The 19,800-nt window shown below is 67.5% G+C and carries 16 protein-coding genes; 6 read left to right on the top strand and 10 right to left on the bottom strand.

Annotated features, from left to right (window positions below):
- Positions 1 to 13: 13 nt before the first annotated feature.
- From ACODTB_RS03530 to ACODTB_RS03540, 3 genes are read left to right on the top strand one after another with little or no spacing between them, the layout of a single operon-like run.
- Positions 14 to 3,142 carry an efflux RND transporter permease subunit gene (locus ACODTB_RS03530; protein ID WP_291117990.1) on the top strand — a complete coding sequence of 1,043 codons (3,129 nt, stop codon included), beginning with the start codon at positions 14 to 16 and terminating at the stop codon, positions 3,140 to 3,142.
- Positions 3,139 to 6,270 (top strand): efflux RND transporter permease subunit, encoded by a 3,132-nt coding sequence (locus tag ACODTB_RS03535; protein ID WP_291117987.1) that lies wholly within the window; start codon positions 3,139 to 3,141, stop codon positions 6,268 to 6,270. The genes ACODTB_RS03530 and ACODTB_RS03535 overlap by 4 nt, the downstream gene beginning before the upstream one ends.
- 4 nt (positions 6,271 to 6,274) lie before the next feature.
- The gene (locus tag ACODTB_RS03540) at positions 6,275 to 7,675 is read left to right on the top strand and encodes an efflux transporter outer membrane subunit (protein WP_291117984.1); all 1,401 of its coding nucleotides are present in this window, start codon (positions 6,275 to 6,277) and stop codon (positions 7,673 to 7,675) included.
- Between the two features lie 15 nt (positions 7,676 to 7,690).
- Here the strand turns inward: ACODTB_RS03540 and sctL are convergent, their stop codons facing one another.
- Entirely contained in the window at positions 7,691 to 8,305 is a 615-nt protein-coding gene (gene sctL / locus ACODTB_RS03545; RefSeq protein WP_291117982.1) for a type III secretion system stator protein SctL, read from the bottom strand.
- On the bottom strand, positions 8,302 to 8,742 hold the full coding sequence (locus tag ACODTB_RS03550) for a SctK family type III secretion system sorting platform protein (RefSeq protein ID WP_291117979.1): 441 nt from the start codon (positions 8,740 to 8,742) through the stop codon (positions 8,302 to 8,304). Before ACODTB_RS03550 ends, sctL begins: the two co-directional genes overlap by 4 nt.
- Before the next feature lie 304 nt (positions 8,743 to 9,046).
- Between ACODTB_RS03550 and ACODTB_RS03555 the strand changes: the two genes are divergently transcribed.
- The 3 genes from ACODTB_RS03555 to sctU are packed head-to-tail and all read left to right on the top strand — an operon-like array spanning position 9,047 to position 11,189.
- The gene (locus ACODTB_RS03555; RefSeq protein WP_291117976.1) at positions 9,047 to 9,382 is read left to right on the top strand and encodes a hypothetical protein; all 336 of its coding nucleotides are present in this window, start codon (positions 9,047 to 9,049) and stop codon (positions 9,380 to 9,382) included.
- Positions 9,379 to 9,810, top strand: a complete 432-nt coding sequence (locus ACODTB_RS03560) for an EscF/YscF/HrpA family type III secretion system needle major subunit (RefSeq protein ID WP_291117973.1) — start codon at positions 9,379 to 9,381, stop codon at positions 9,808 to 9,810. The genes ACODTB_RS03555 and ACODTB_RS03560 overlap by 4 nt, the downstream gene beginning before the upstream one ends.
- 38 nt (positions 9,811 to 9,848) lie before the next feature.
- Complete coding sequence (sctU, locus tag ACODTB_RS03565) at positions 9,849 to 11,189, top strand: type III secretion system export apparatus subunit SctU (RefSeq protein WP_291117996.1); 1,341 nt, start codon at positions 9,849 to 9,851, stop codon at positions 11,187 to 11,189.
- A gap of 14 nt (positions 11,190 to 11,203) precedes the next feature.
- Here sctU and ACODTB_RS03570 read toward each other — a convergent pair whose 3' ends face one another.
- From ACODTB_RS03570 to ACODTB_RS03605, 8 genes are all read right to left on the bottom strand, one after another.
- A complete protein-coding gene (locus ACODTB_RS03570) occupies positions 11,204 to 11,611 on the bottom strand; it encodes a DUF2784 domain-containing protein (protein ID WP_291117970.1) in 408 nt (135 codons plus the stop codon).
- A gap of 93 nt (positions 11,612 to 11,704) precedes the next feature.
- Complete coding sequence (locus tag ACODTB_RS03575; protein ID WP_291117968.1) at positions 11,705 to 12,871, bottom strand: ABC transporter substrate-binding protein; 1,167 nt, start codon at positions 12,869 to 12,871, stop codon at positions 11,705 to 11,707.
- A gap of 44 nt (positions 12,872 to 12,915) precedes the next feature.
- Positions 12,916 to 14,082, bottom strand: a complete 1,167-nt coding sequence (locus tag ACODTB_RS03580) for an ABC transporter substrate-binding protein (RefSeq protein WP_291117965.1) — start codon at positions 14,080 to 14,082, stop codon at positions 12,916 to 12,918.
- A gap of 37 nt (positions 14,083 to 14,119) precedes the next feature.
- Complete coding sequence (locus ACODTB_RS03585) at positions 14,120 to 15,976, bottom strand: AMP-dependent synthetase/ligase (RefSeq protein ID WP_291117962.1); 1,857 nt, start codon at positions 15,974 to 15,976, stop codon at positions 14,120 to 14,122.
- Between the two features lie 88 nt (positions 15,977 to 16,064).
- Positions 16,065 to 16,853 (bottom strand): ABC transporter ATP-binding protein, encoded by a 789-nt coding sequence (locus tag ACODTB_RS03590; protein WP_291117959.1) that lies wholly within the window; start codon positions 16,851 to 16,853, stop codon positions 16,065 to 16,067.
- Positions 16,850 to 17,677, bottom strand: coding sequence for an ABC transporter ATP-binding protein (locus ACODTB_RS03595; RefSeq protein WP_291117956.1), 828 nt, complete (start codon positions 17,675 to 17,677; stop codon positions 16,850 to 16,852). The genes ACODTB_RS03590 and ACODTB_RS03595 overlap by 4 nt, the downstream gene beginning before the upstream one ends.
- The gene (locus ACODTB_RS03600) at positions 17,674 to 18,750 is read right to left on the bottom strand and encodes a branched-chain amino acid ABC transporter permease (RefSeq protein WP_291117953.1); all 1,077 of its coding nucleotides are present in this window, start codon (positions 18,748 to 18,750) and stop codon (positions 17,674 to 17,676) included. The genes ACODTB_RS03595 and ACODTB_RS03600 overlap by 4 nt, the downstream gene beginning before the upstream one ends.
- A 12-nt stretch (positions 18,751 to 18,762) precedes the next feature.
- The gene (locus tag ACODTB_RS03605) at positions 18,763 to 19,638 is read right to left on the bottom strand and encodes a branched-chain amino acid ABC transporter permease (protein ID WP_291117951.1); all 876 of its coding nucleotides are present in this window, start codon (positions 19,636 to 19,638) and stop codon (positions 18,763 to 18,765) included.
- Between the last annotated feature and the right edge of the window lie 162 nt (positions 19,639 to 19,800).

The following is a 19,800-nucleotide window of genomic DNA, read 5'->3' on the forward strand; positions in this document are numbered from 1 at the left end:
GGGGCGCTCGCCGATGTCCTCCGCCGCCGCCCCCCTCTCGCTCTCGCGTCCCTTCATCCTGCGGCCGGTGGCGACCTCGCTGCTGATGCTGGCCGTGCTCATCGCCGGCCTGCTGGCCTGGCGCCAGTTGCCGGTATCGGCGCTGCCGCAGGTGGACTACCCGGTGATGCAGGTGTTCACCTTCCAGCCCGGTGCCAGCCCGGACGTGACGGCGCGCACCGTCACCGCGCCGCTGGAGCGCCGGCTCGGCCAGATCCCGGGCTTGTCGCAGATGTCGTCCACCAGCTCGGGTGGCGCTTCGGTGATCACCCTGAAGTTCGCCCTGGAGGTGGACCTGGGCGTGGCCGAGCAGGACGTGCAGGCCGCGCTGCAGAGCGCCAACAGCCTGCTGCCGTCGGACCTGCCCGCGCCGCCGATCTACCGCAAGGTGAACCCGGCGGACGTGCCCATCCTCACGCTGGCCATCGGTTCGGACACGCTGCCGCTGCCGCGCGTGGTGGACATGGTGGACACGCGCATGGCGGGCCAGCTCTCGCGCCTGCCGGGCGTGGGCCTGGTGAGCCTGGCGGGCGGGCAGCGCCCGGCCATCCGGGTGCAGGCCAACAGCCGCGCGCTGGCGGCCAACGGCCTCACGCTGGAAGAGCTGCGCACCGCGATCGCCGCCGCGAACAACAACCAGCCCAAGGGCAGTTTCGACGGCCAGTTGCGCAGCACCATGCTGGATGCGAACGACCAGCTGCGCTCGGCGGCGGAGTACCAGCGCCTCATCGTGGCCTGGCGCGACGGCGCGCCGCTGCGCCTGGCCGATGTGGCCAAGGTGGAAGAGGGCGCGGAAGACCGCTTTCTCGCGGCCTGGGCCGGCATGGCCTGCGCCGAGGGTCAGACCGGCGGCTGCGGCCTGGCACCCGCCGTGCTGCTGAACATCCAGCGCCAGCCGGGTGCCAACGTGATCGCCGTGGCGGACCAGGTGCGGGCGCTGCTGCCGCAGCTCACGGCCACGCTGCCGGCCAACGTGAAGGTGCAGATCGTGTCGGACCGCACCGAGAGCATCCGCGCCTCGGTGCGCGACGTGCAGAAGGAGCTGCTGTTCGCCATCGCGCTGGTGGTGCTGGTCACCTTTGTCTTTCTGCGCACGCTGCCGGCCACGCTGATTCCCAGCGTGGCGGTGCCGCTCTCGCTGGTGGGCACCTTCGCGGCCATGCTGCTGCTCGGCTATTCGCTCAACAACCTGAGCCTGATGGCGCTGACCATCGCCACCGGCTTCGTGGTGGACGACGCCATCGTGATGCTGGAGAACATCGCGCGCCACCGCGAAGAAGGCGCGGGGCCGATGGAGGCCGCGCTCAAGGGCGCGAGCGAAATCGGCTTCACCCTGGTCTCGCTCACCGTCTCGCTGGTGGCGGTGCTGATTCCGCTGCTGTTCATGGCCGACGTGGTGGGTCGTCTGTTCCACGAGTTCGCGGTCACGCTGGCGGTGGCCATCGGCATCTCGCTGGTGGTGTCGCTCACCCTCACCCCCATGATGGCCGCGCGCATGCTCCGGCAGGCGCCGGCGCACGCCGAAGGCCGGCGCGACTGGCTCAGCGGCACGATCGAGCGCTATGGGCGCGGGCTGGACTGGGTGCTGGCGCGCCAGCCGCTGGCCTTGCTGGCCATGGCCGCCACGCTGGTGCTCACGGCGCTGCTCTACCTGGCCGTGCCCAAGGGCTTCTTTCCCGTGCAGGACGCGGGCGCCATCCAGGTGGTGACCGAGGCACCGCAGAGCGTGTCCTTCGGCGCCATGGCCGAACGGCAGCAGGCGCTGGCCAGGGCGCTGCTGGCCGAGGCGCCGGTGCAGAGCGTGGCATCGTTCATCGGCGTGGACGGCAGCAACGCCACGCTCAACAGCGGGCGCATGCTGCTCACCCTGGCGCCCCATGCGCAGCGCTCGGTGTCGGCCAGCGAACTGATCGAGCGGCTGCGCGAACGCGCGCGCGACGTGGGCGGCATCGAGGCCTGGTTCCAGCCGGTGCAGGAGCTGGGCATGGAAGACCGCATCAGCCGTACGCAGTACCAGTTCACGCTCAGTTCGCCCGACAGCGCGCTGCTGGGCGAATGGACCGGGCGTATGCTGGCCGCCCTGAAGGAACGGCCGGAGCTGATCGACGTGGCCAGCAACCTGCAGCGCGAAGGCCTGCAGGCCTACCTGGAAATCGACCGCGACGCGGCGGCCCGCCTGGGCCTGCGCATGGGTGACATCGCCTCGGCGCTGCAGAGCGCGTTCGGCCAGCGGCAGGTGAGCACGCTGTTCACGCACGCCAGCCAGTACCGCGTGGTGCTGGAGAGCGACGACGCGAAACAGGGCGGCCTGCAGGCGCTGGAGGGGGTGTACGTGCAGCCCGCCGGGGGCGGGGCCGACGCGAAGCCGGTGCCGCTGTCGGCCGTGGCGCGCGCGGTGGAGCGGCGCGCGCCGCTGGCCATCGAGCACCAGGGGCAGTTCCCGGCGGTCACGCTGTCGTTCAACCTCGCGCCCGGGCATTCGCTGGGCGAGGCCGTGGCGGCCATCGAAGCCGTGCAGCGGCAGGTGGAATTGCCGGTGGCCGTGGAACTGGCCTTCCAGGGCGCGGCCGAGGGTTTCCGCAATTCGCAGGCGAACACGCTGTGGCTGATCCTGGCCGCCGTGGTGGTGATGTACCTGGTGCTGGGCATGTTGTACGAGAGCGCGGTGCACCCGCTCACCATCCTCTCCACGCTGCCCTCGGCCACGGTGGGCGCGCTGGCCGCGCTGCTGCTGGCCGGCCGGCCGCTGGACCTGATCGCGGTGATCGGCATCGTGCTGCTGATCGGCCTGGTGAAGAAGAACGGGATCATGATGGTGGACTTCGCGCTGGACGCGCAGCGCCGCCTGGGCCTCTCACCGCGCGAGGCGATCCACCGCGCCGCGCTGCTGCGCTTCCGCCCCATCCTCATGACCACCCTGGCCGCGCTGTTCGGCGCGGTGCCGCTCATGCTCGCCAGCGGTTCGGGCGCCGAGTTGCGCCAGCCCTTGGGCATCGTGATGGTAGGCGGTCTGATCGTGAGCCAGCTGCTCACGCTGTTCACCACGCCGGTGGTCTACCTGGCCTTCGACCGGCTGGCGCGCCGGCGCACCGAGATGGCATGAACGCACTGGCCCGCTTCTTCATCCGCCGACCCATCGGCAGCGTGATGCTGGCCATCGGCATCGTGCTGGTGGGCCTGCTGGCGTGGCGGCTGCTGCCGGTGTCGCCGCTGCCGCGGGTGGACTTCCCGGTGATCCAGGTGCGCGCCAGCCTGCCGGGCGCCAGCCCGGAGAGCATGGCCTCCACGGTGGCCGCGCCGCTGGAGCGCGCGCTGGGCAGCATCGCGGGCGTAGCGAGCATCCGTTCCAGCAGCAACCAGGGCAGCACCAGCGTCACGCTGCAGTTCAACCTGGACCGCGACATCGACGAGGCCGCGCGCGAGGTGCAGGCCGCCATCAACGCTTCGCGCGGGCAACTGCCCTCGGGCATGACGGGCAACCCGAGCTACGTGAAGGTCAACCCTTCGCAGGCGCCCATCATGGCGCTGGCCCTGTCTTCGTCCCGGTTGCCCTCGTCGGCGCTTTACGACAACGCGTCCACCGTGCTGGCGCAGAAGCTCGCGCAGATCGTGGGGGTGGGCGAAGTCACCGTGGACGGCTCTTCGCTGCCCGCCGTGCGCGTGCAGGCGCGGCCCGAGGCGCTGTCGCATCGCGGCATGTCCCTGGACGACGTGCGCCAGGCCATCGCCCAGGCCAACGCCTGGCGCCCGCTCGGCCAGACCGAGCAGGGCGGCCAGCGCTGGCAGATCGCGCTGCCCGAGCCGCTGCGCACGGCGGGGGATTTTTCGCACCTGGTGGTGCGCAACGAAGGCGGGGCGCTGGTGCGCCTGGCCGACGTGGCCGAGGTGACGGATTCGGTGGAGAACCGCTACACCGCCGGTTACCACAACGACCGGCCCGCCGTGGTGCTGCTGGTGAGCCGGCGCGCGGGCGCCAACATCGTGCAGACCATCGATGCCATCCACGCGCAGATGCCGCAGCTGCGCGCGCTGCTGCCGGCCGACACCGAGCTGCGCGTGGTGATGGACCGCTCGCCCGGCATCCGCGCCACGTTGCGCGAGGCGCAGTTCACGCTGGGGCTGTCGTGCGTGCTGGTGATGGCGGTGGTGTGGGCCTTCCTGGGCAGCGTGCGCACCGCACTGATTCCGGCGCTGGCCTTGCCGGTGTCGCTGATCGGCGCGTTCGCGGTGATGTGGTGGCAGGGCTTTTCGCTCAACAACCTCTCGCTCATGGCCCTGATCGTGGCCGCCGGCCTGGTGGTGGACGACGCCATCGTGGTGCTGGAGAACATCCAGCGGCACATCGAGCGGGCGCGCGCCGCGCAGGCCGCGAACGGACAACGCGAGGTGGGGCGTCGCACGGTCTGGCGCGCGGCATTCACCGGCGCGGGCGAGGTCGGCTTCACCCTGCTGGCGATGAACCTGGCGCTGATCGTGGTGTTCATCTCCATCCTGTTCATGGGCGGCGTGGTCGAGCGGCTGTTCCGCGAGTTTTCGATCACGCTGGTCGCGGCCATGCTGATCTCGCTGGCGGTCTCGGTCACGCTCACGCCCGCGCTGTGCGCGCACGGCCTGCCGGCCGGCCCGCCGAAGCCCCCAGGCCGGGTGGCGCGAGTCATTGCCAGCCTGTTGGCCGACGTGCAGGCGGGTTACGCGCGCAGCCTGGGGTTCGCGTTGCGCCACCGCGTGCTCACCTTGCTGCTGCTGGCCGGCACGGTGGCGCTCAACGTGTGGCTTTACGTGGCGATTCCCAAGGGCATGCTGCCGCAGCAGGACACCGGCCAGCTCGGCGGCTTCGTGCGCGGCGACGACGGCTTTTCCTTCCAGGGCATGCAACCGAAGGTGGAGGCCTTTCGCCGCCTGCTGGTGGCCGACCCCGCCGTGGCCGACGTAACCGGGGTGAGCGGCGGGCGCACCGGCACCAGCAACTCCTGGTTCCGCATCCGCCTCAAGCCCCTGGCCGAACGCGGCGAACCGGCCTCGGCCGTGGTCGCGCGGCTGCGCGCGGGTGCGCCCAAGATCGCAGGCGGTGTGTTGTTTGTGAGCGTGGACCAGGACATTCGCCTTTCCAGTGGTGGGGGTGACAACGAATACCTGTTCGTCATGCGCTCCGATTCGCTGCAAGACCTGCGCGGCTGGACCAAACCGGTGGGCGAGGCGCTGCGTGCGCTGCCCGAGATGACCGACGTGGACTTCGGCGCCGGTGAAGACGCGCAGCAGGTCGTGCTGAACGTGGACCGCGAAGCCGCGCGCCGCCTGGGGGTGCGCATGGACACCGTGACGACAGCCCTGAACAACGCGTTCTCGCAGCGCCAGGTGGCCACGCTCTACGACCCGCTGAACCAGTACCGCGTGGTGATGGAGGCCGACCCGCGTGGCAACAGCGAACCCAGTGCGCTCGACCAGGTTCAACTGCTCAACGACGCGGGCGAGCGCGTGCCGCTCAGCGCCATCGCGACCTGGCGCTACGGCCTCACGCGCGACCGCGTGCAGCACGACGCCCAGTTCGCCTCCGCCGGCATCAGCTACGCGCTGGCCCCCGGTGTGAGCCTGCAGCAGGCGCAGCAGGCGATCGACCGCGCCGTCAACGGCTTGCTGCTGCCCACCAGCATTTCCACCGGCGAGCGGGCGGGCGACCCCAACAGCCTGCAGGCCACGCTCAAGCGCCAGCCCTGGCTGATCCTGGCCGTGCTGGTCACGGTCTACCTGGTGCTGGGCATGCTGTACGAAAGCACACTGCACCCCTTGACTATCCTTTCCACGCTGCCCTCGGCCGGCGTGGGGGCGCTGCTGGCGCTGCGCATCTCGGACACCGAGTTCAGCCTGATCGCGTTGCTCGGGCTGTTCCTGCTGATCGGGGTGGTGATGAAAAACGCCATCCTGATGATCGACTTCGCGCTGGCCGCACAGCGCACGCGCGGACTGGTGCCGCAGGAAGCCATCCATGAAGCCGCGCTGCGCCGCCTGCGCCCCATCCTGATGACCAACCTCGCTGCGCTGCTGGGCGCGGTGCCGCTGGTGCTGGGCCTGGGCGAAGGCTCGGAACTGCGCCGCCCCCTGGGCATCGCCATCATCGGCGGCCTGGCCGTGAGCCAGCTGCTGACGCTTTACACCACGCCCGTGGTCTACCTGGCTCTGGAGCGCCTGCGGGGCCGTGTGCAAGGCCCGAGCCCGTTGCCCCAGACCGCCTGAACCCATGCCCTCTTCCCTGCTTCCTTCCCGTTTCGCGCTGGCCGCCTTGCCGCTGTGGCTGGCGGCCTGTGCCACCGGCAGCGATTACCGCGCGCCCGAGATGGCCTTGCCCACCGGCTTCCGGCACGTCGGCGCCCCGGCGGCGACCGCCGCGATCCAGCCCGACTGGTGGAACGTGTACGGCGACGCCGACCTCGCCCGGCTGCTGCGCCGCGTGGGCGAGGCCAACGCCGAACTCGCCCAGGCCGAGGCCCGTTGGCGCCAGGCGCTGGCGCAGGTGGATGCCGCCCGCGCGCTGGCGTTGCCCCAGGTCGGTGTGGGCGCGTCCGCCACGCGCAGCGGCGGCAACGCGGCCGCCGGTGCCAACGCCGGCACGCGGCGGCTGTACGCGGCGGGTGCGGACCTGTCCTGGTCGCCCGATCTCTGGGACCGGGTCGCGCTCTCGCGCCAGGCGGCGGTGGCCGGCGCCGAAGCGCAGGCCGCGCTGGTGGATGCCGCGCGCCTGGCGCTGCAGCTGGCGGCCGCGCAAGGCTATGTGCGGCTGCGGGCGCTGGACGCGCAACTGGCCTTGCAGGCCCAGGCCGACGTGGCCTATGCGCGTTCGCTGCAGGTGACGCAGCTGCAGTACGAAGCCGGCCTGGTGGCGCGCGCCGACGTGATCCAGGCCGAGACGCAACTGCAGTCGCTGCGCACCCAGGTGTTCACCCTGCAGCGCCAGCGTGCGCTCGAAGCGAACGCCTTGGCCTTGCTGGCGGGGTCCACGCCCGCCGAGTACCCGATGGCTGTGCGCGATGCGGCGCTGCCGGCGGTGCCCGCCGTTCCCGGCGCACTGCCGGGTGAACTGCTGCGCCAGCGCCCCGACCTGGCCGCTGCCGAGCGCGCATTGGCCGCCGCGCACGCGCGCCTGGGCGTGGCCCAGCGCGCCTGGCTGCCCGAGCTGACGCTATCGGCCAGTGGCACGCTGCAGGCCAGCAGTTGGGCCCGCCTGCTGGATGCTCCGGCGCGCGTCTGGTCGCTGGGTCCGCAGCTCGCTGCGACGCTGTTCGACGGCGGCGCGCGCCGCGCCGACGAAGCCAGCTTCCTCGCCGCCTACGACGAACAGGCCGCGGCCTGGCGCGGTGGTGTGCTCGCGGCCGTGCGCGAAACCGAGGACGCGCTGGTGCAACTGGCGACGCTGGCCGAGCAGGACCGACAGCAACAGCAGTTGGTGACGCTGGCCAACGAGAACGAGCGCGTGGTGGGCTACCGCTACGAGGCCGGCGAGATCAGCTTCCTGGAAGTGGCGACCGCGCAGAACCTGGCCCTGGCGGCGCGGCGGGCGGCGCTCGACGTGCAGGCCGAGCGGCTGGCGGCCAGCATGGCGTTGGTGGCCGCGCTGGGCGGGGGTTGGCAGGCCCCGCGCTGAACGGCGCGGGGCCGGTCAGATCGGCACGCCGGCGACCATGTGACGGGCGGCGTCCGATACCCTGACGCTGCGCATCAGCGCGTTTTCGATCGCGCGCAGCTGCGATTCGAGGTCGGTTTCCACCAAGCCCATGGCGCTCCTCAGCACGAACGTGCCGGGTTTGAGGCGCGAGTCACGCTCCACCATCAGGGATTGCAGCGAGGGAGTGTCGCGCAGCAGGGCCGGCACGGCCGCGCAGAGCGCGTCGTGGTGGCTCGGATGCACGTGCAGTGTGGCCTGCGTCTGCTGGCGCAGTGCCTTGAGGGCCTTGCCAACGGCCAACGTGGCGCGCTCGTGGTCGTTGTACTGCGAAAAGATCGACCGCACGGCGTTGATGACCACGCTCACCAGCTCCGATTCGACTTCCGCCATGTAGGCATCCCGGCTGGCGATGGCTTGCAGCATCAGGCCGGATTTTTCGCGGGCGGCGGCTTCCGTGCTGTCCCGCTGGATGCGAGCGGCCTCTTGGGTGGCCTGCTCGCGCGCGGTTTCCAGGAGCGTGGCGGCCTCGGCGCGCGCGTCTGCCAGCACCTGGGCGGCTTGGCGGAGGTGGCGGGCATCCTCTCGGCGAATGATTTTTCCCGATCTCATGAAGTGGCTCCGATGCCGTCAATGGCCGTGGCGAGAACCGGCTCCACTTCGCGCAGCACCCTTTGAAGGAGGGCGTCGCTCGGCGGGTCGACGAAGATGCGGGAAGCGGTGTCTGGCGCGATCTCCTGCAGCCGTGCCGACAGGCGGGCGCGCAGGTGAAGGTGTTGGGCATCAGGCGCCATGCAGAAAGCTTGCAGGGCCGCCAGACCCGATGCGCGCACCGCCATGTGGGCGCGCTCCGGTTCGTCGAATACCGTGGGCGAGATCGGGAGGGTACCGATCAGCGGTGCTTTCAGCATGCCGAATTGGAAGAGCTCGTGGCCGAGCTGTTCGCGAAAGGCGGCGATCCGCCGACCGTCCAGCACGTGGCGCAATGCGGTGCCGGCCCCTAGCATGCCGACATGGTCCGCAAAGCGCCGCAGACGGGCCATGCTCATCACCAGAAAAGTCCAGAGAAGGATCTGGGTGGTACCGACATCGTCCCCGCCTGGAACTGGTGCTCCACTTCTCAGCAGTGCGCGGGCCCTTGCGCTGAGAGGGGCGGCTTCGATACCTGCGAGGGAGGAAAAGTCAATGGACGACATGGACCGGTTGCATGCAAAGCCCGGAATCGGTATGCAGCATGAGTGGGGGCTGAGGAACCAAGGTTCACTTCCCACCCACCGCCCAAAAACGGGAGCGCCGCCCGAACTTTCCTTTTGGCCTGGTGCACTCAGGCGTTCAACCACCCCTGTATAAGCCATGCCATCCCTGAGCCCCGCGCCTTCTTTTCAGCAAGCTGAGGCGGCTTCGATGCCGACGCTGCTTTCGTCTGACTTGGCGAGGTCCCTGGCGGAGGCCGGGTTCCTGGCGCTCGACCAGGGGGACTGGTCGCGCGCCCGGCACATCTTTTTCGTGCTCATGGCCTTCCGGCGCGAGAGCGAATTTCCGTATGTGGGGATGTCCATGGTCGAGCTGCTGCAGCTTCGCTGGGATGCGGCGAGATGTTGGGCTCTGTTGGGTCTTGACCAAGTGCCTGGCAGCCGGGCGCTGGCCGATTTGCGGGAGATGGCCGCGCAACGAGGAGTTTCGTCATGAGTTCATTGAGCATGGCCACCGTGAAGAGGGGGGCATTCCCTGTTTCGCTGTCGGACACCGGTGATGCCCATCGGCTGCGGCCGCCGGGTGGGGCGGCCGAGACATTTGCTGCCCTGCGCGCCGAGCGCATGGGATCGGGTCCAGCGGTGCCCCAGGTGCAGTCCCCCCGGCCGGCGGAGCGCTCCGCCGAGGATCGACCGCCGACCCTGGGGGATGCCATCCTCAACACGATGAACCGGATGGGGCAGAGCGCGCGCGAGCATTGGACGCAGGTGGCCGCGCCCTTGAACCCCGCGGTCGGCTTCAACAGTGCGGATCTCCTGAATCGGCAAATGCACCTGCAGCGCTTCATGCTGGAGGTGGAGTTCGCTTCCCTGCTGAGCAAGCAGGCGGCCAAGACCGTCGACCAGATTTCCCGAACGCAATGAGCGGGACGTTCCTTCAGGGAGTGAGGCGCTGTTGGTTGGTGGTGGTGGCCAGTTTGCTCGTGGCGTGCTCCGGTGCGGTCAATCTGGTGAGCGGACTGACGGAGGCTGAAGCCAACGAAGTGCTTGGTCTGCTGCTGGGTGCCGACATTGCGGCCACCAAGACGACCAGCAAGGCGGGCGTTGGCATCCAGGTGGGCGCGGATTCGGTGTCGTCGGCGATCGAAATCCTGCATCGCAACGGGCTATCTCGCCACGCTCATGGGGTATCTGGGCGACCACGCGGCTGTGATGTCGGTGATCCTGCCGGACCTCGGCAGGCTGGTTCGATGAGCGAGAAAACCGAAAAACCCACCCCCAAGCGCCTGGTCGATGCGCGGAAAAAAGGCGACGTGGCGCACGCCAAGGACGCTTCGAAAGCCTTGTTGATCTGGGCCTGTGCGGGCTACATGCTGTTTTCCGCCGGACAACTCACGGACGCGATGCTGTTCCTGATCGGATGGGCAGGCACCCATGTGAATGGACCGTTTCGCGACGTGCTGGCGGCCTTTCTCCGGTTGGCCGTGAAGGAGCTTGGCCTGGCCCTTCTGCCCTGGATGGCGATCGTCATCGTGCTCAGCGTCTTCGGCGAACTCGTGACAGCCGGCCCGGTGTTCGCGCCGGAAAAAATGAAGTTCAACTTCCAGAAGCTGGACGTGGTGGCCAATGTGAAGAATCTGTTTTCGGCCCGCAACCTCATTGAAGCCTTGAAGTCGGTGATCAAGGTGGTGGCGCTCACCGGCATCGTGTGGAAACTGGTGCACGACAACCTGGGTACCCTCATGCTGCTGGCGGGCTCCGGCATTCAACCCGTAACGACCGGCTTGGGCCTTCTGATCAAGTCACTGTTGTTGGCCACGGCTTTTGTCTTCACCGTCATTGCCGGGTTCGACATGCTCGTTCAGCGAAAACTATTTGCCCGTCAGCAGATGATGACCAAGGACGAAGTCAAGCGCGAGCGCAAGGAGTCCGATGGCGCGCCTGAAATCAAGGGCGAGCGGCGCAAGCTGCACCGCGAGATCGTCCAGGGTGGTGGCAGTGGCAGGCGAAAGCCGTCGGTGGTGGTGACCAACCCTACCCACCTCGCCGTTGCCCTGCTTTACGAGCATGGCGAGACGCCCCTGCCGCTGGTGGTCGCGAAGGGCGCCGGTCTGCAGGCCCAGGCGATCGTCCGGGACGCCCGGACCGAGGGCATCCCCATCATCCAGCATATTCCGCTGGCGCGTGCGCTGGTCGCGCAGGTGGAGGTGGACGACCCTGTGCCGGAGCACCTGTTCGAGCTGGTCATCGATGTGCTGAAAGCCGTGAAAGAGGTGGCGCCCGCCGAGCGGCCGCGGTCGTGAGTTCGGGGCGGTCTTCAAACGCGTCCAGTCGGTCGGACCCACCACCAGGCCAGGGCCACCCCGCAGGCAAAGGCCGTGTAGGCTGCCAGGAACACCCACCAGGGTGCGTCCCAGTACAGCAGCCTGGAGAGCCAGTGTTCGATGAAACTCTCCGGGTAGCTGTGCTGGCCGGCGGTGCGGCGTAGGGCCTGCTCCCACACGGTAAGCGGGCACAGCCGGCCCAGCCAGGCCTGAACGGCAATGAAGACGATCAGGCCCAGGTGACTGAGCCGCAAGCCCCGGTGGCGCACCCAGCGCCAGCCCAGGGTGCCCCCCACCAGCACCAAAGGCAGCAGACCGACCACGAAAACCACGATGGCCATGTGCAGCGTGAGCAGCGCGTCGGCGAGCAGTGCGGCGGTGGCAGGGTTGAGGGGGGACATGGTCTGCCCATGGTACGGGGAGCAAAAAAAACCGCCAGCACACGAAGCGCTGGCGGCTGCGCGCATGGCCCGCGGAAGCGGGCGGCGCGGTACTCAGTCTTTGGCCGACATGTACTCGGAGAGCACCTTCCAGCGGCCGTCCTGGATCTGCGAGAGGCGGGTGGCGTTGCTGCCCAGCCGTTTGGTGGGGCTGAAGGTCATCTCAGCGCTACCGAAGATGTCCGGCGGGATCTTCATCGTGTCCATGGCTTTGATGAAGCTGTCGGTGGTCAGACCGGGACCGGCCTTGGTGGCGGCGCGGATGAACGCGTCGATGGACCCATAGCCGTACACCGAAAACACCGTGGGTTCTTCGTTGAACTTGGTCTGGTATTTGTTGGCCCAGAAACGCAAAGGCTGCGAGGCCGAGTCCAGGTAGGGGTGTTGCACCGTCATGGCGGCGTAGAAGCCGTTCATCGCAGGGCCGCCGAGCTTGTGGATGAGGTCGGTGTAGGCCGCACTGGAACCCACGAAGGTGGGGTTGAAGCCCAGGCGTTTCGCGGTGGCGATGCCGCCGATGGTCTCGCGGATGATGGTGCCCATCACCACCAGGTCGCATTGGTCGGCCTGCAGCTTCTGCATCTGCGAGGCGAAGTCGGTGGCGCCCCGCTTGTAGGTGGTCTCCGCGGCGAGCGTCATGCCGGCGGCCTTCAGGCCGTCTTCGGCGCCGCGCTTGACCTCCAGGCCGAACTCGTCGTCCTGGTACATCGCGCAGACCTTCTTGGCACCCTTCTCCTTGGCGAGCATGGGCGTGACGATCTTCATCTGGTCGTAGTAGGTGGCGGCGAACGAGTACTTGAGCTTGTGGAAGGGCTCGTACATCTGGCGCGCGGCCGTGATGGGGTAGAAGTTCAGCACGTTCTTCTGGAACTGCACCGGCATCGCCGCCATGTTCTGCGCGGTGCCGATGTGGCCCACCATGGCGAAGATCTTGTCCTGGTTCACGAGTTTCTGCGCGGCCAGCACGGCGTTGCGCGGGTCGTACTTGCTGTCCTCGACGAGCAGCCTGATCTTGCGGCCGTTGATGCCGCCCTGCTCGTTGATCTCGTCCACGCGCAGCAGCATGCCCATGCGCACCTGTTTGCCAAAGCCGGCGATCGGCCCCGAGAGGTCCTGGATCGAGCCGATCACGATCTCGTCCTTGCTCACGCCCTGCGTCTGGGCCAGGGCCGGCCCGGCGGCCAGGGCCAGCACGGCCGCGGCGGTCAGTGTCGTTTTCATCGCTGATGTCTCCTGTAAAGGGTGGTTGACACGGGGATGCGGGATCACTGGTTCACGTAGTCCGACGTCACCTTCCAGCGGCCGTCCTGGATCTGCGACAGGCGCATGGCCATGCTGCCGTAGCGCCGCTGCGGGCTGAAGCGCAGTTCGGGCGAACCGAAGATGTCGGTCGGCACGGTCAGGCTGTCCATGGTCTTGACAAAGCTGTCGGTGGTGAGGTTGGCGCCGGAGCGGCCGGCGGCGCGGGCGAAGATGTCGATGGCGTTGTAGCCGTAGACCGAGAAGACGTTGGGGTCTTCGTTGAACTTGGTCTTGAACTTGTTGGCCCAGAAGCGGATCGGCTGCGAGGCTTCGTCCAGGTAGGGGTGCTGGGTGGTCATGGTGGCGTACAGGCCGTTCATGGCCGGGCCGCCGAGCTTGTGGATGAGGTCGGTGTAGGCCGCCTGCGAGCCGAAGAAGGTGGGGTTGAAGTCGAGCTTGCGCGCGGTGGCGATGGTGCCGATGGTCTCGCGGATGATGGTGCCCAGCACGACGAAGTCGCAATTGGCGGACTTCATGCGCGCCACCTGCGATGAAAAATCGGTGGCGCCGCGCTTGAACGAGGTCTTCTCGACCATCTGCATGTTGACGGCCTTGAGACCTTCTTCCGCACCGCGCAGCACCTCCAGGCCGAACTCGTCGTCCTGGTAGATCGCGCAGACCGCCTTGGGTTTCTTCTCCTGCACCATGCGGGGCAGGAAGGTGCGCATCTGTTCGTAGTACGGGCCGATGTTGGCGAACTTGAGCTTGTGGAAGGGCTCGTACATCTCGCGCGCGGCTGTCACGGGCAGGAAGTTCACCACGTTTTTCTGGAACTGCACCGGCATGGCCGCCATGTTCTGTGCCGTGCCAAGGTGGGCGACCATGGCGAAGATCTTGTCCTGGTTGACGAGCTTCTGCGCGGCCAGCACGGCGTTGCGTGGGTCGTACTTGCTGTCCTCGACGAGCAGCTTGATCTTGCGGCCGTTGATGCCACCTTGCTCGTTGATCTCGTCGACACGAAGCACCATGCCCTGCCGCACGGATTTGCCGAAGCCCGCCAGCGGGCCGGAGAGGTCCTGGATCGAACCGAGAACGATCTCGTCCTTGCTCACGCCCTGCGTCTGGGCGAAGGCGGCGCCGGCCGACAGGCACAACGCGAAGGCGATCAGGGTGGGGCGGGCGGTCGTCACGGGCTTGTCTCCTGGGGGTTGAAAGGGGGCGGACGCGTCAGCGGTACATGGCTTCGATCTGCTCGGCGTATTTCTGTTGCACCAGCTTGCGCTTGAGCTTCATGGTGGGAGTGAGTTCTTCGTCTTCGGCGCTGAGCTGGGTGTCGAGCAGGAAGAACTTCTTGATCTGTTCGACGCGGGCGAACTTCTTGTTCACACGGTCGATCTCGGCCTGGATGAGCGATTGCACCTCTGGCGCGCGGGTGAGGCTGGCGTAGTTGGAAAACGGCACGTCGTTATCCTGCGCATACTTCTCCACGTTCTCCTGGTCGATCATGATGATGACGGTGAGGTAGGGGCGCTTGTCACCGATCACCACGGCGTCGGTCACATACGGCGAGAACTTCAGCTCGTTCTCCAGTTCGCTGGGGGTGATGTTCTTGCCGCCTGCGGTGATGATGATGTCTTTCATGCGGTCGGTGATGCGGAAAAACCCTTCCTCATCGACCTGCCCCACGTCGCCTGTGTGCAGCCAGCCATCGGCGTCGATGGTCTCGGCGGTTTTCTCGGGCAGGTTCAGGTAACCCATGAACACGTTGGGCCCGCGCACCAGGATCTCGCCGGTCTGCGGGTCCAGCTTCACCTCGTTGTAGGTGGCGGCCGGCCCGATGCTGCCGGGCTTGATGCGATCGGCGGGAATGCCGGTGGACGCGCCGCAGGTTTCCGTCATGCCCCAGACTTCGAGCATGGGCACGCCCAGGGCCAGGTACCAGCGCACCAGGTCGGGCGAGATGGGGGCCGCGCCGGTGACCAGGAAACGCGCGCGGTGGATGCCGATGAGCTTGCGCACGTTGTCCAGCACCAGCACGCGCGCCAGGCGGAACTGCAACCGCAGGCCACCGGGCACCGGCTGCCCGGCCATCACCCGGTCGGCCACCCTCTGCCCCACGCCAATGGCCCAGGCGTAGGCGGCCTGCTGCAGCTGGCTGGCTTCCTTGAGCGTGATCATCACGCCCGAATAGAACTTCTCCCACACGCGCGGCACGGCGGTGAACACCGTCGGCGCGATCTCGCGCACGTTCTCCGGCACGGTCTCGGGGTTCTCCACGAAGTTGAGTCTGGCACCGGTGTAGAGCGAAAAATACTCGCCACCCATGCGCTCGGCGATGTGGCACAGCGGCAGAAAGCACATGCACTCGTCGTGTTCGTCGCGCGCGATCAGCGTGTTGTAGCCGCGCACGGTGTAGACCAGGCCCTGGTGGCTGTGCATGGCGCCTTTGGGGCGGCCGGTGGTGCCCGAGGTGTAGACCAGGATGGCGAGGTCTTCGGGCTTCACCGCGGCCACGCGCGCTTCCATCAGGCCGGGGTGCTGCGCCAGGTGCGCACGGCCCATGTCGCGCAGCGCGGCCAGGCTGATCACCTGCGGGTCGTTCAGGTCGCGCAGGCCGTCCATGTCGACGACCACGATCTTCTTCAGGCGCGGCAACTGGGCGCGCACCTCCAGCGCCTTGTCAAGCTGTTCGTCGTCTTCCACGAACAGCACGGTGGTGGCCGAGTCGTCGCAGAGGTACTGCACCTGTTCGGCCGCGTCGGTCGGGTAAATGCCGTTGGCCACGCCGCCCGCGCTGAGCACGGCCAGGTCGCACAGCACCCACTCGACGGTGGTGTTGGAGAGGATGGACGCGGTCTCGCGCGCCTCGAAGCCCAGTGCCATCAGGCCGTGGGCGATCTCGCGCACGGCGGTGCCGGTCTGGTCCCAGGTCCAGCTGCGCCAGATGCCGAAATCCTTCTGCCGCATCCAGATCGCCGGGCCGCGCGCCTTCACGCCATTCCAGAAAAGGGCGGGAATGGTGTCGCCAGGTAGCACCACCTCGGTCCGCGGCTGGATGTGTGAGAGATCCCAGAGGTAAGTCATAGTGCCCCCACGCTTGTCGCTGCGCGTACTTCGCTGCCCCCCAAGGGGGCGCGCACTTGCTTGAGGCGGCTCTGCGCTGCGTGCATGCTTATCTCCAGTTCTTCTTCTTTTTCCAGCGCCGCTCACCCCGCGCCCCGGTTTCCTTCATGCCGAGGTAGAACTCCTTGATGTCGTCCTTCTCGCGCAGGTGGGCGCAGGTGTCTTCCATCACGATGCGGCCGTTCTCGAGCACGTAGCCGTAGTCGGAGGCGTTGAGCGCCATGTTGGCGTTCTGCTCGACCAGCAGGATGGTGGTCCCGCGCTCGCGGTTGATGCGCACCACGATCTCGAAGATCTCCTTGGTGAGCTTGGGCGAGAGGCCCAGGCTGGGCTCGTCGAGCAGGATGAGGTCGGGGTCGGCCATCAGCGCGCGGCTGATGGCCAGCATCTGCTGCTGGCCGCCGGAGAGCAGGCCGGCGTCCTGCAGCGCGCGTTCGCGCAGGATGGGGAAGTAGTTGAACACCCCCTCCATGTCGCGCGCCACGCCGTCGCGGTCCTTGCGGGTGTAGGCACCCATCAGCAGGTTGTCGCGCACCGAGAGCAGGGGGAAGACCTCGCGCCCCTCGGGCACGTGGGACAGGCCTTGCTGCACGATCAGCGCCGGGTCCTGCGCGGTGATGTTCTCGCCCTTGAACTCGATCGATCCCTTGCGCGGGTCGATGATGCCGCTGATGGTCTTGAGGATGGTGGTCTTGCCCGCGCCGTTGGAGCCGAGCACGGTGGCGATCTCGCTGCGGCGCACCTGCAGGCTCACGCCGCGGATCGCCTTGATCGGGCCGTAGGCGCTCTCGACGTTGAGCAGCTTGAGCACAGGGGCATCGGAAGTGGCCACGCTCATGCGCTCACCTTGTGGTTTTCACGGCGCAGGCTGGAGACGTCGTCCATCGAGCCCAGGTAGGCCTCGATCACGCCGGGGTCGCTCTGCACCTCGGCGGGTGTGCCCGAAGCCAGCTCGGTGCCTATGCTCATGGCCAGCACGCGGTCCGACACCTTGGAGACCAGGCTCATGTCGTGCTCGACCATCAGCACGGTGATGCCCAGCTCTTCCTTGATATCGGTGATCCAGAACGCCATGTCCTCGGTCTCCTCCACGTTCAGGCCGGACGACGGCTCGTCGAGCAGCAGCAGTTGCGGTTCGGTGCACAGCGCGCGCGCGAGTTCGACCACCTTGCGCACGCCGTAGGGCAGGCCGGCCACCATGGACTCGCGGTGGTGCTGCAGGTCGAGCAGGTCGATCACGCGTTCCACCTTCTCGCGTGCCTCGATCTCGGCCGCGCGCGTCTTGCCTGTGAAGAAGATCTCGCTCCACAGCCCGGTCTTGCGGTGCGTGTGGCGCCCGATCAGCAGGTTCTGCAGCACCGTGGCGTGCTCGAACAGCTCGATGTTCTGGAAGGTGCGCGCGATGCCCAGCTTGGCGATCTGGTGCGGTGCCTGGTCGGTCAGGCGCAACTCGCCATTCGGGCCGGCGTAGTCGATGGTGCCGGTGGTGGGCGTGTAGATGCGGCTGATCAGGTTGAACACCGTGGTCTTGCCTGCGCCGTTGGGGCCGATCAGCGTGAAGACCTCGCCGCGCTTCACGTCGAAGCTCACGTTGTTGACCGCCAGCACGCCGCCGAAGCGCACGCTCAGGTTCCTGGCCGAAAGAAGCACGTTTGGGTTCATTTCAGGCGATCCGATTTCTGGAACGTTTTCTGCCGCTTGAACAGGCCCTTGCGATAGAACGGGAAGAGCTGGAACCAGGTGCGCACCTTGAGCCAGCGGCCGTACAGGCCCATGGGCTCGAACAGCACGAAGGCGATCAGCACGATGCCGTACACCGCGCCCTGCAGGCCGGCGGCCTGGCCGATGGCCTCGGGCAGGTAGTCCTTGCCCAGCGCGATGAGCTGGGGCATGACGATCAGGAAGATCGCGCCGAGGAAGGCGCCATGGATCGAGCCCAGCCCGCCGATCACCACCATCAGCAGCAGGTCGATCGACTGGATGATGCTGAACTGCTCTGGCGAGAGAAACTGGATCTTGTGCGCGTACAGCGCGCCGCCGATGCCCGCGAGCGCGGCTGAGAGCGCGAAGCTCAGCGTCTTGTAGCGCGCGAGCTGGATGCCCATGCTTTGCGCCGAGATCTCCGAGTCGCGGATGGCGACGAAGGCGCGGCCGGTGGACGAGCGCATGAGGTTGACGATGCCCAGCGTGGCCAGCACGGTCACGACCAGGCACAGGAAGTAGAACTCCTCGGTGGAGTCCAGCGACCAGCCGAAGAGGGCGGGGTACTGCACCATCAGGCCGGCGTTGCCACCGGTCACGTGCTCCCAGCGCGCGATCACCTCCTCGACGATGAAGCCGAAAGCCAGCGTCGCCATGCCGAGGTAGATGCCCTTGACGCGCAGCGCCGGCAGGCCCACCACCATGCCCACGGCCGCCGAGAGCAGGCCCGCGCAGGCCAGTGCCAGCGGAAAGGGAATGCCCGCGTTCACCATGATGGCCTGCGTGTACGCGCCCACGCCGAGAAAGGCCGCATGGCCCAGCGAGAACAGCCCGGTGAAACCGGCCAGCAGCATCAGGCCGAGGCCGACGACGGCGTAGATCAGCACGAAGGTGAGCTGCGCGAGCCAGTATTCCGGGATGGCCCATGGCGCCATCACCAGGAACAGGCCCAGCAGGCTGTACCAGAAGGTGTGGCCACCGTGCTTGGCGAGCCGGATGTCCTGGTTGTAGTCGGTCTTGAAGAGGAATCGCATGTTCGTGGTGCCTCAGACTTTCTTGCGCAGCTTCTCGCCGAAGAGGCCGTTGGGTTTGAGCACCAGCATGAGCAGCACCACGATGTAGGGCGCCACGTCCTTGAACCCTTCGGGCAGGTAGAAGCCCGAGAACGCCTCGACGATGCCGATGATCAGGCCACCCACGATGGCGCCGGGCAGGCTGCCGAAGCCGCCCACCACGGCGGCGGGAAAGGCCTTGAGGCCGATGAAACCCATGTTGGCGTGCACGAAGGTGATGGGCGCGAGCAGCAGGCCGGCCACGGCGGCCACGGCCGCGGCCAGGCCCCACACCAAGCCGTTGAGCCGCTTGACCGGAATGCCCATGTAGTAGGCCGCGAGCTGGTTCTGCGACGAGGCCTGCATGGCGATGCCGAGCTTGCTGTAGCGGAACATGGCGAACAGCCCGGCGCAGAGCACGGCGGTGGAGCCGATCACCACGATCTGTTCGGCCGAGACCACCAGCGCGCCCAGGCGAAGCACCTCGTTGGCATAGGGCACCGGCAGCGTGTGCGTGTCGGTGCCGATGTTGGGCAGCATCGTGATGAGCCCGCGCAGCGTGTAGCCCACGCCGATGGTGAGCATCACGATGGAGAAGGCCGGCTGCCCCAGAATGGGGCGGATCACCACGCGCTCGAGCACCACGCCGAACAGGCCCATGCCCACGATGGCGGCGGGCACCGACAGCCAGAACGGGAAACCCAGCATGGTCATCGCCGCCAGGCCGCCGAAGGCGCCCACCATCATCAGATCGCCCTGGGCAAAGCTCACCGTTTCGGTGGCCTTGTAGATCAGCACGAAACCCAGCGCGATCAGCCCATAGATGCAGCCCTGGGCCACACCGCTGATGAGCAGTTGCAGCAATTGCACGCGATGTCTCCTGTATGGTTCTGTCGACGCGGTGGCGGCGGGGTGGCGCTGCAATGTTTGTGGCAGTCTGCCCAGCAGGTGAGCGCAATTTATAGCTGTCTTGCATGAGACTGGCGCTAGGGGTTGTCCCCCATCCTGAGTCGCTCAGGTGCCATGAAGATC

It is taken from the genome of Hydrogenophaga sp. FG152 (assembly GCF_057809615.1).

Bases quoted from the DNA above. Each gene is read 5' to 3' on its own strand.
- ACODTB_RS03530 (WP_291117990.1), top strand. From the start codon at position 14: ATGTCCTCCGCCGCCGCCCCCCTCTCGCTCTCGCGTCCCTTCATCCTG.
- ACODTB_RS03535 (WP_291117987.1), top strand. From the start codon at position 3,139: ATGAACGCACTGGCCCGCTTCTTCATCCGCCGACCCATCGGCAGCGTG.
- ACODTB_RS03540 (WP_291117984.1), top strand. From the start codon at position 6,275: ATGCCCTCTTCCCTGCTTCCTTCCCGTTTCGCGCTGGCCGCCTTGCCG.
- sctL (WP_291117982.1), bottom strand. From the start codon at position 8,305: ATGAGATCGGGAAAAATCATTCGCCGAGAGGATGCCCGCCACCTCCGC.
- ACODTB_RS03550 (WP_291117979.1), bottom strand. From the start codon at position 8,742: ATGAGCATGGCCCGTCTGCGGCGCTTTGCGGACCATGTCGGCATGCTA.
- ACODTB_RS03555 (WP_291117976.1), top strand. From the start codon at position 9,047: ATGCCATCCCTGAGCCCCGCGCCTTCTTTTCAGCAAGCTGAGGCGGCT.
- ACODTB_RS03560 (WP_291117973.1), top strand. From the start codon at position 9,379: ATGAGTTCATTGAGCATGGCCACCGTGAAGAGGGGGGCATTCCCTGTT.
- ACODTB_RS03570 (WP_291117970.1), bottom strand. From the start codon at position 11,611: ATGTCCCCCCTCAACCCTGCCACCGCCGCACTGCTCGCCGACGCGCTG.
- ACODTB_RS03575 (WP_291117968.1), bottom strand. From the start codon at position 12,871: ATGAAAACGACACTGACCGCCGCGGCCGTGCTGGCCCTGGCCGCCGGG.
- ACODTB_RS03585 (WP_291117962.1), bottom strand. From the start codon at position 15,976: ATGACTTACCTCTGGGATCTCTCACACATCCAGCCGCGGACCGAGGTG.
- ACODTB_RS03590 (WP_291117959.1), bottom strand. From the start codon at position 16,853: ATGAGCGTGGCCACTTCCGATGCCCCTGTGCTCAAGCTGCTCAACGTC.
- ACODTB_RS03595 (WP_291117956.1), bottom strand. From the start codon at position 17,677: ATGAACCCAAACGTGCTTCTTTCGGCCAGGAACCTGAGCGTGCGCTTC.
- ACODTB_RS03600 (WP_291117953.1), bottom strand. From the start codon at position 18,750: ATGCGATTCCTCTTCAAGACCGACTACAACCAGGACATCCGGCTCGCC.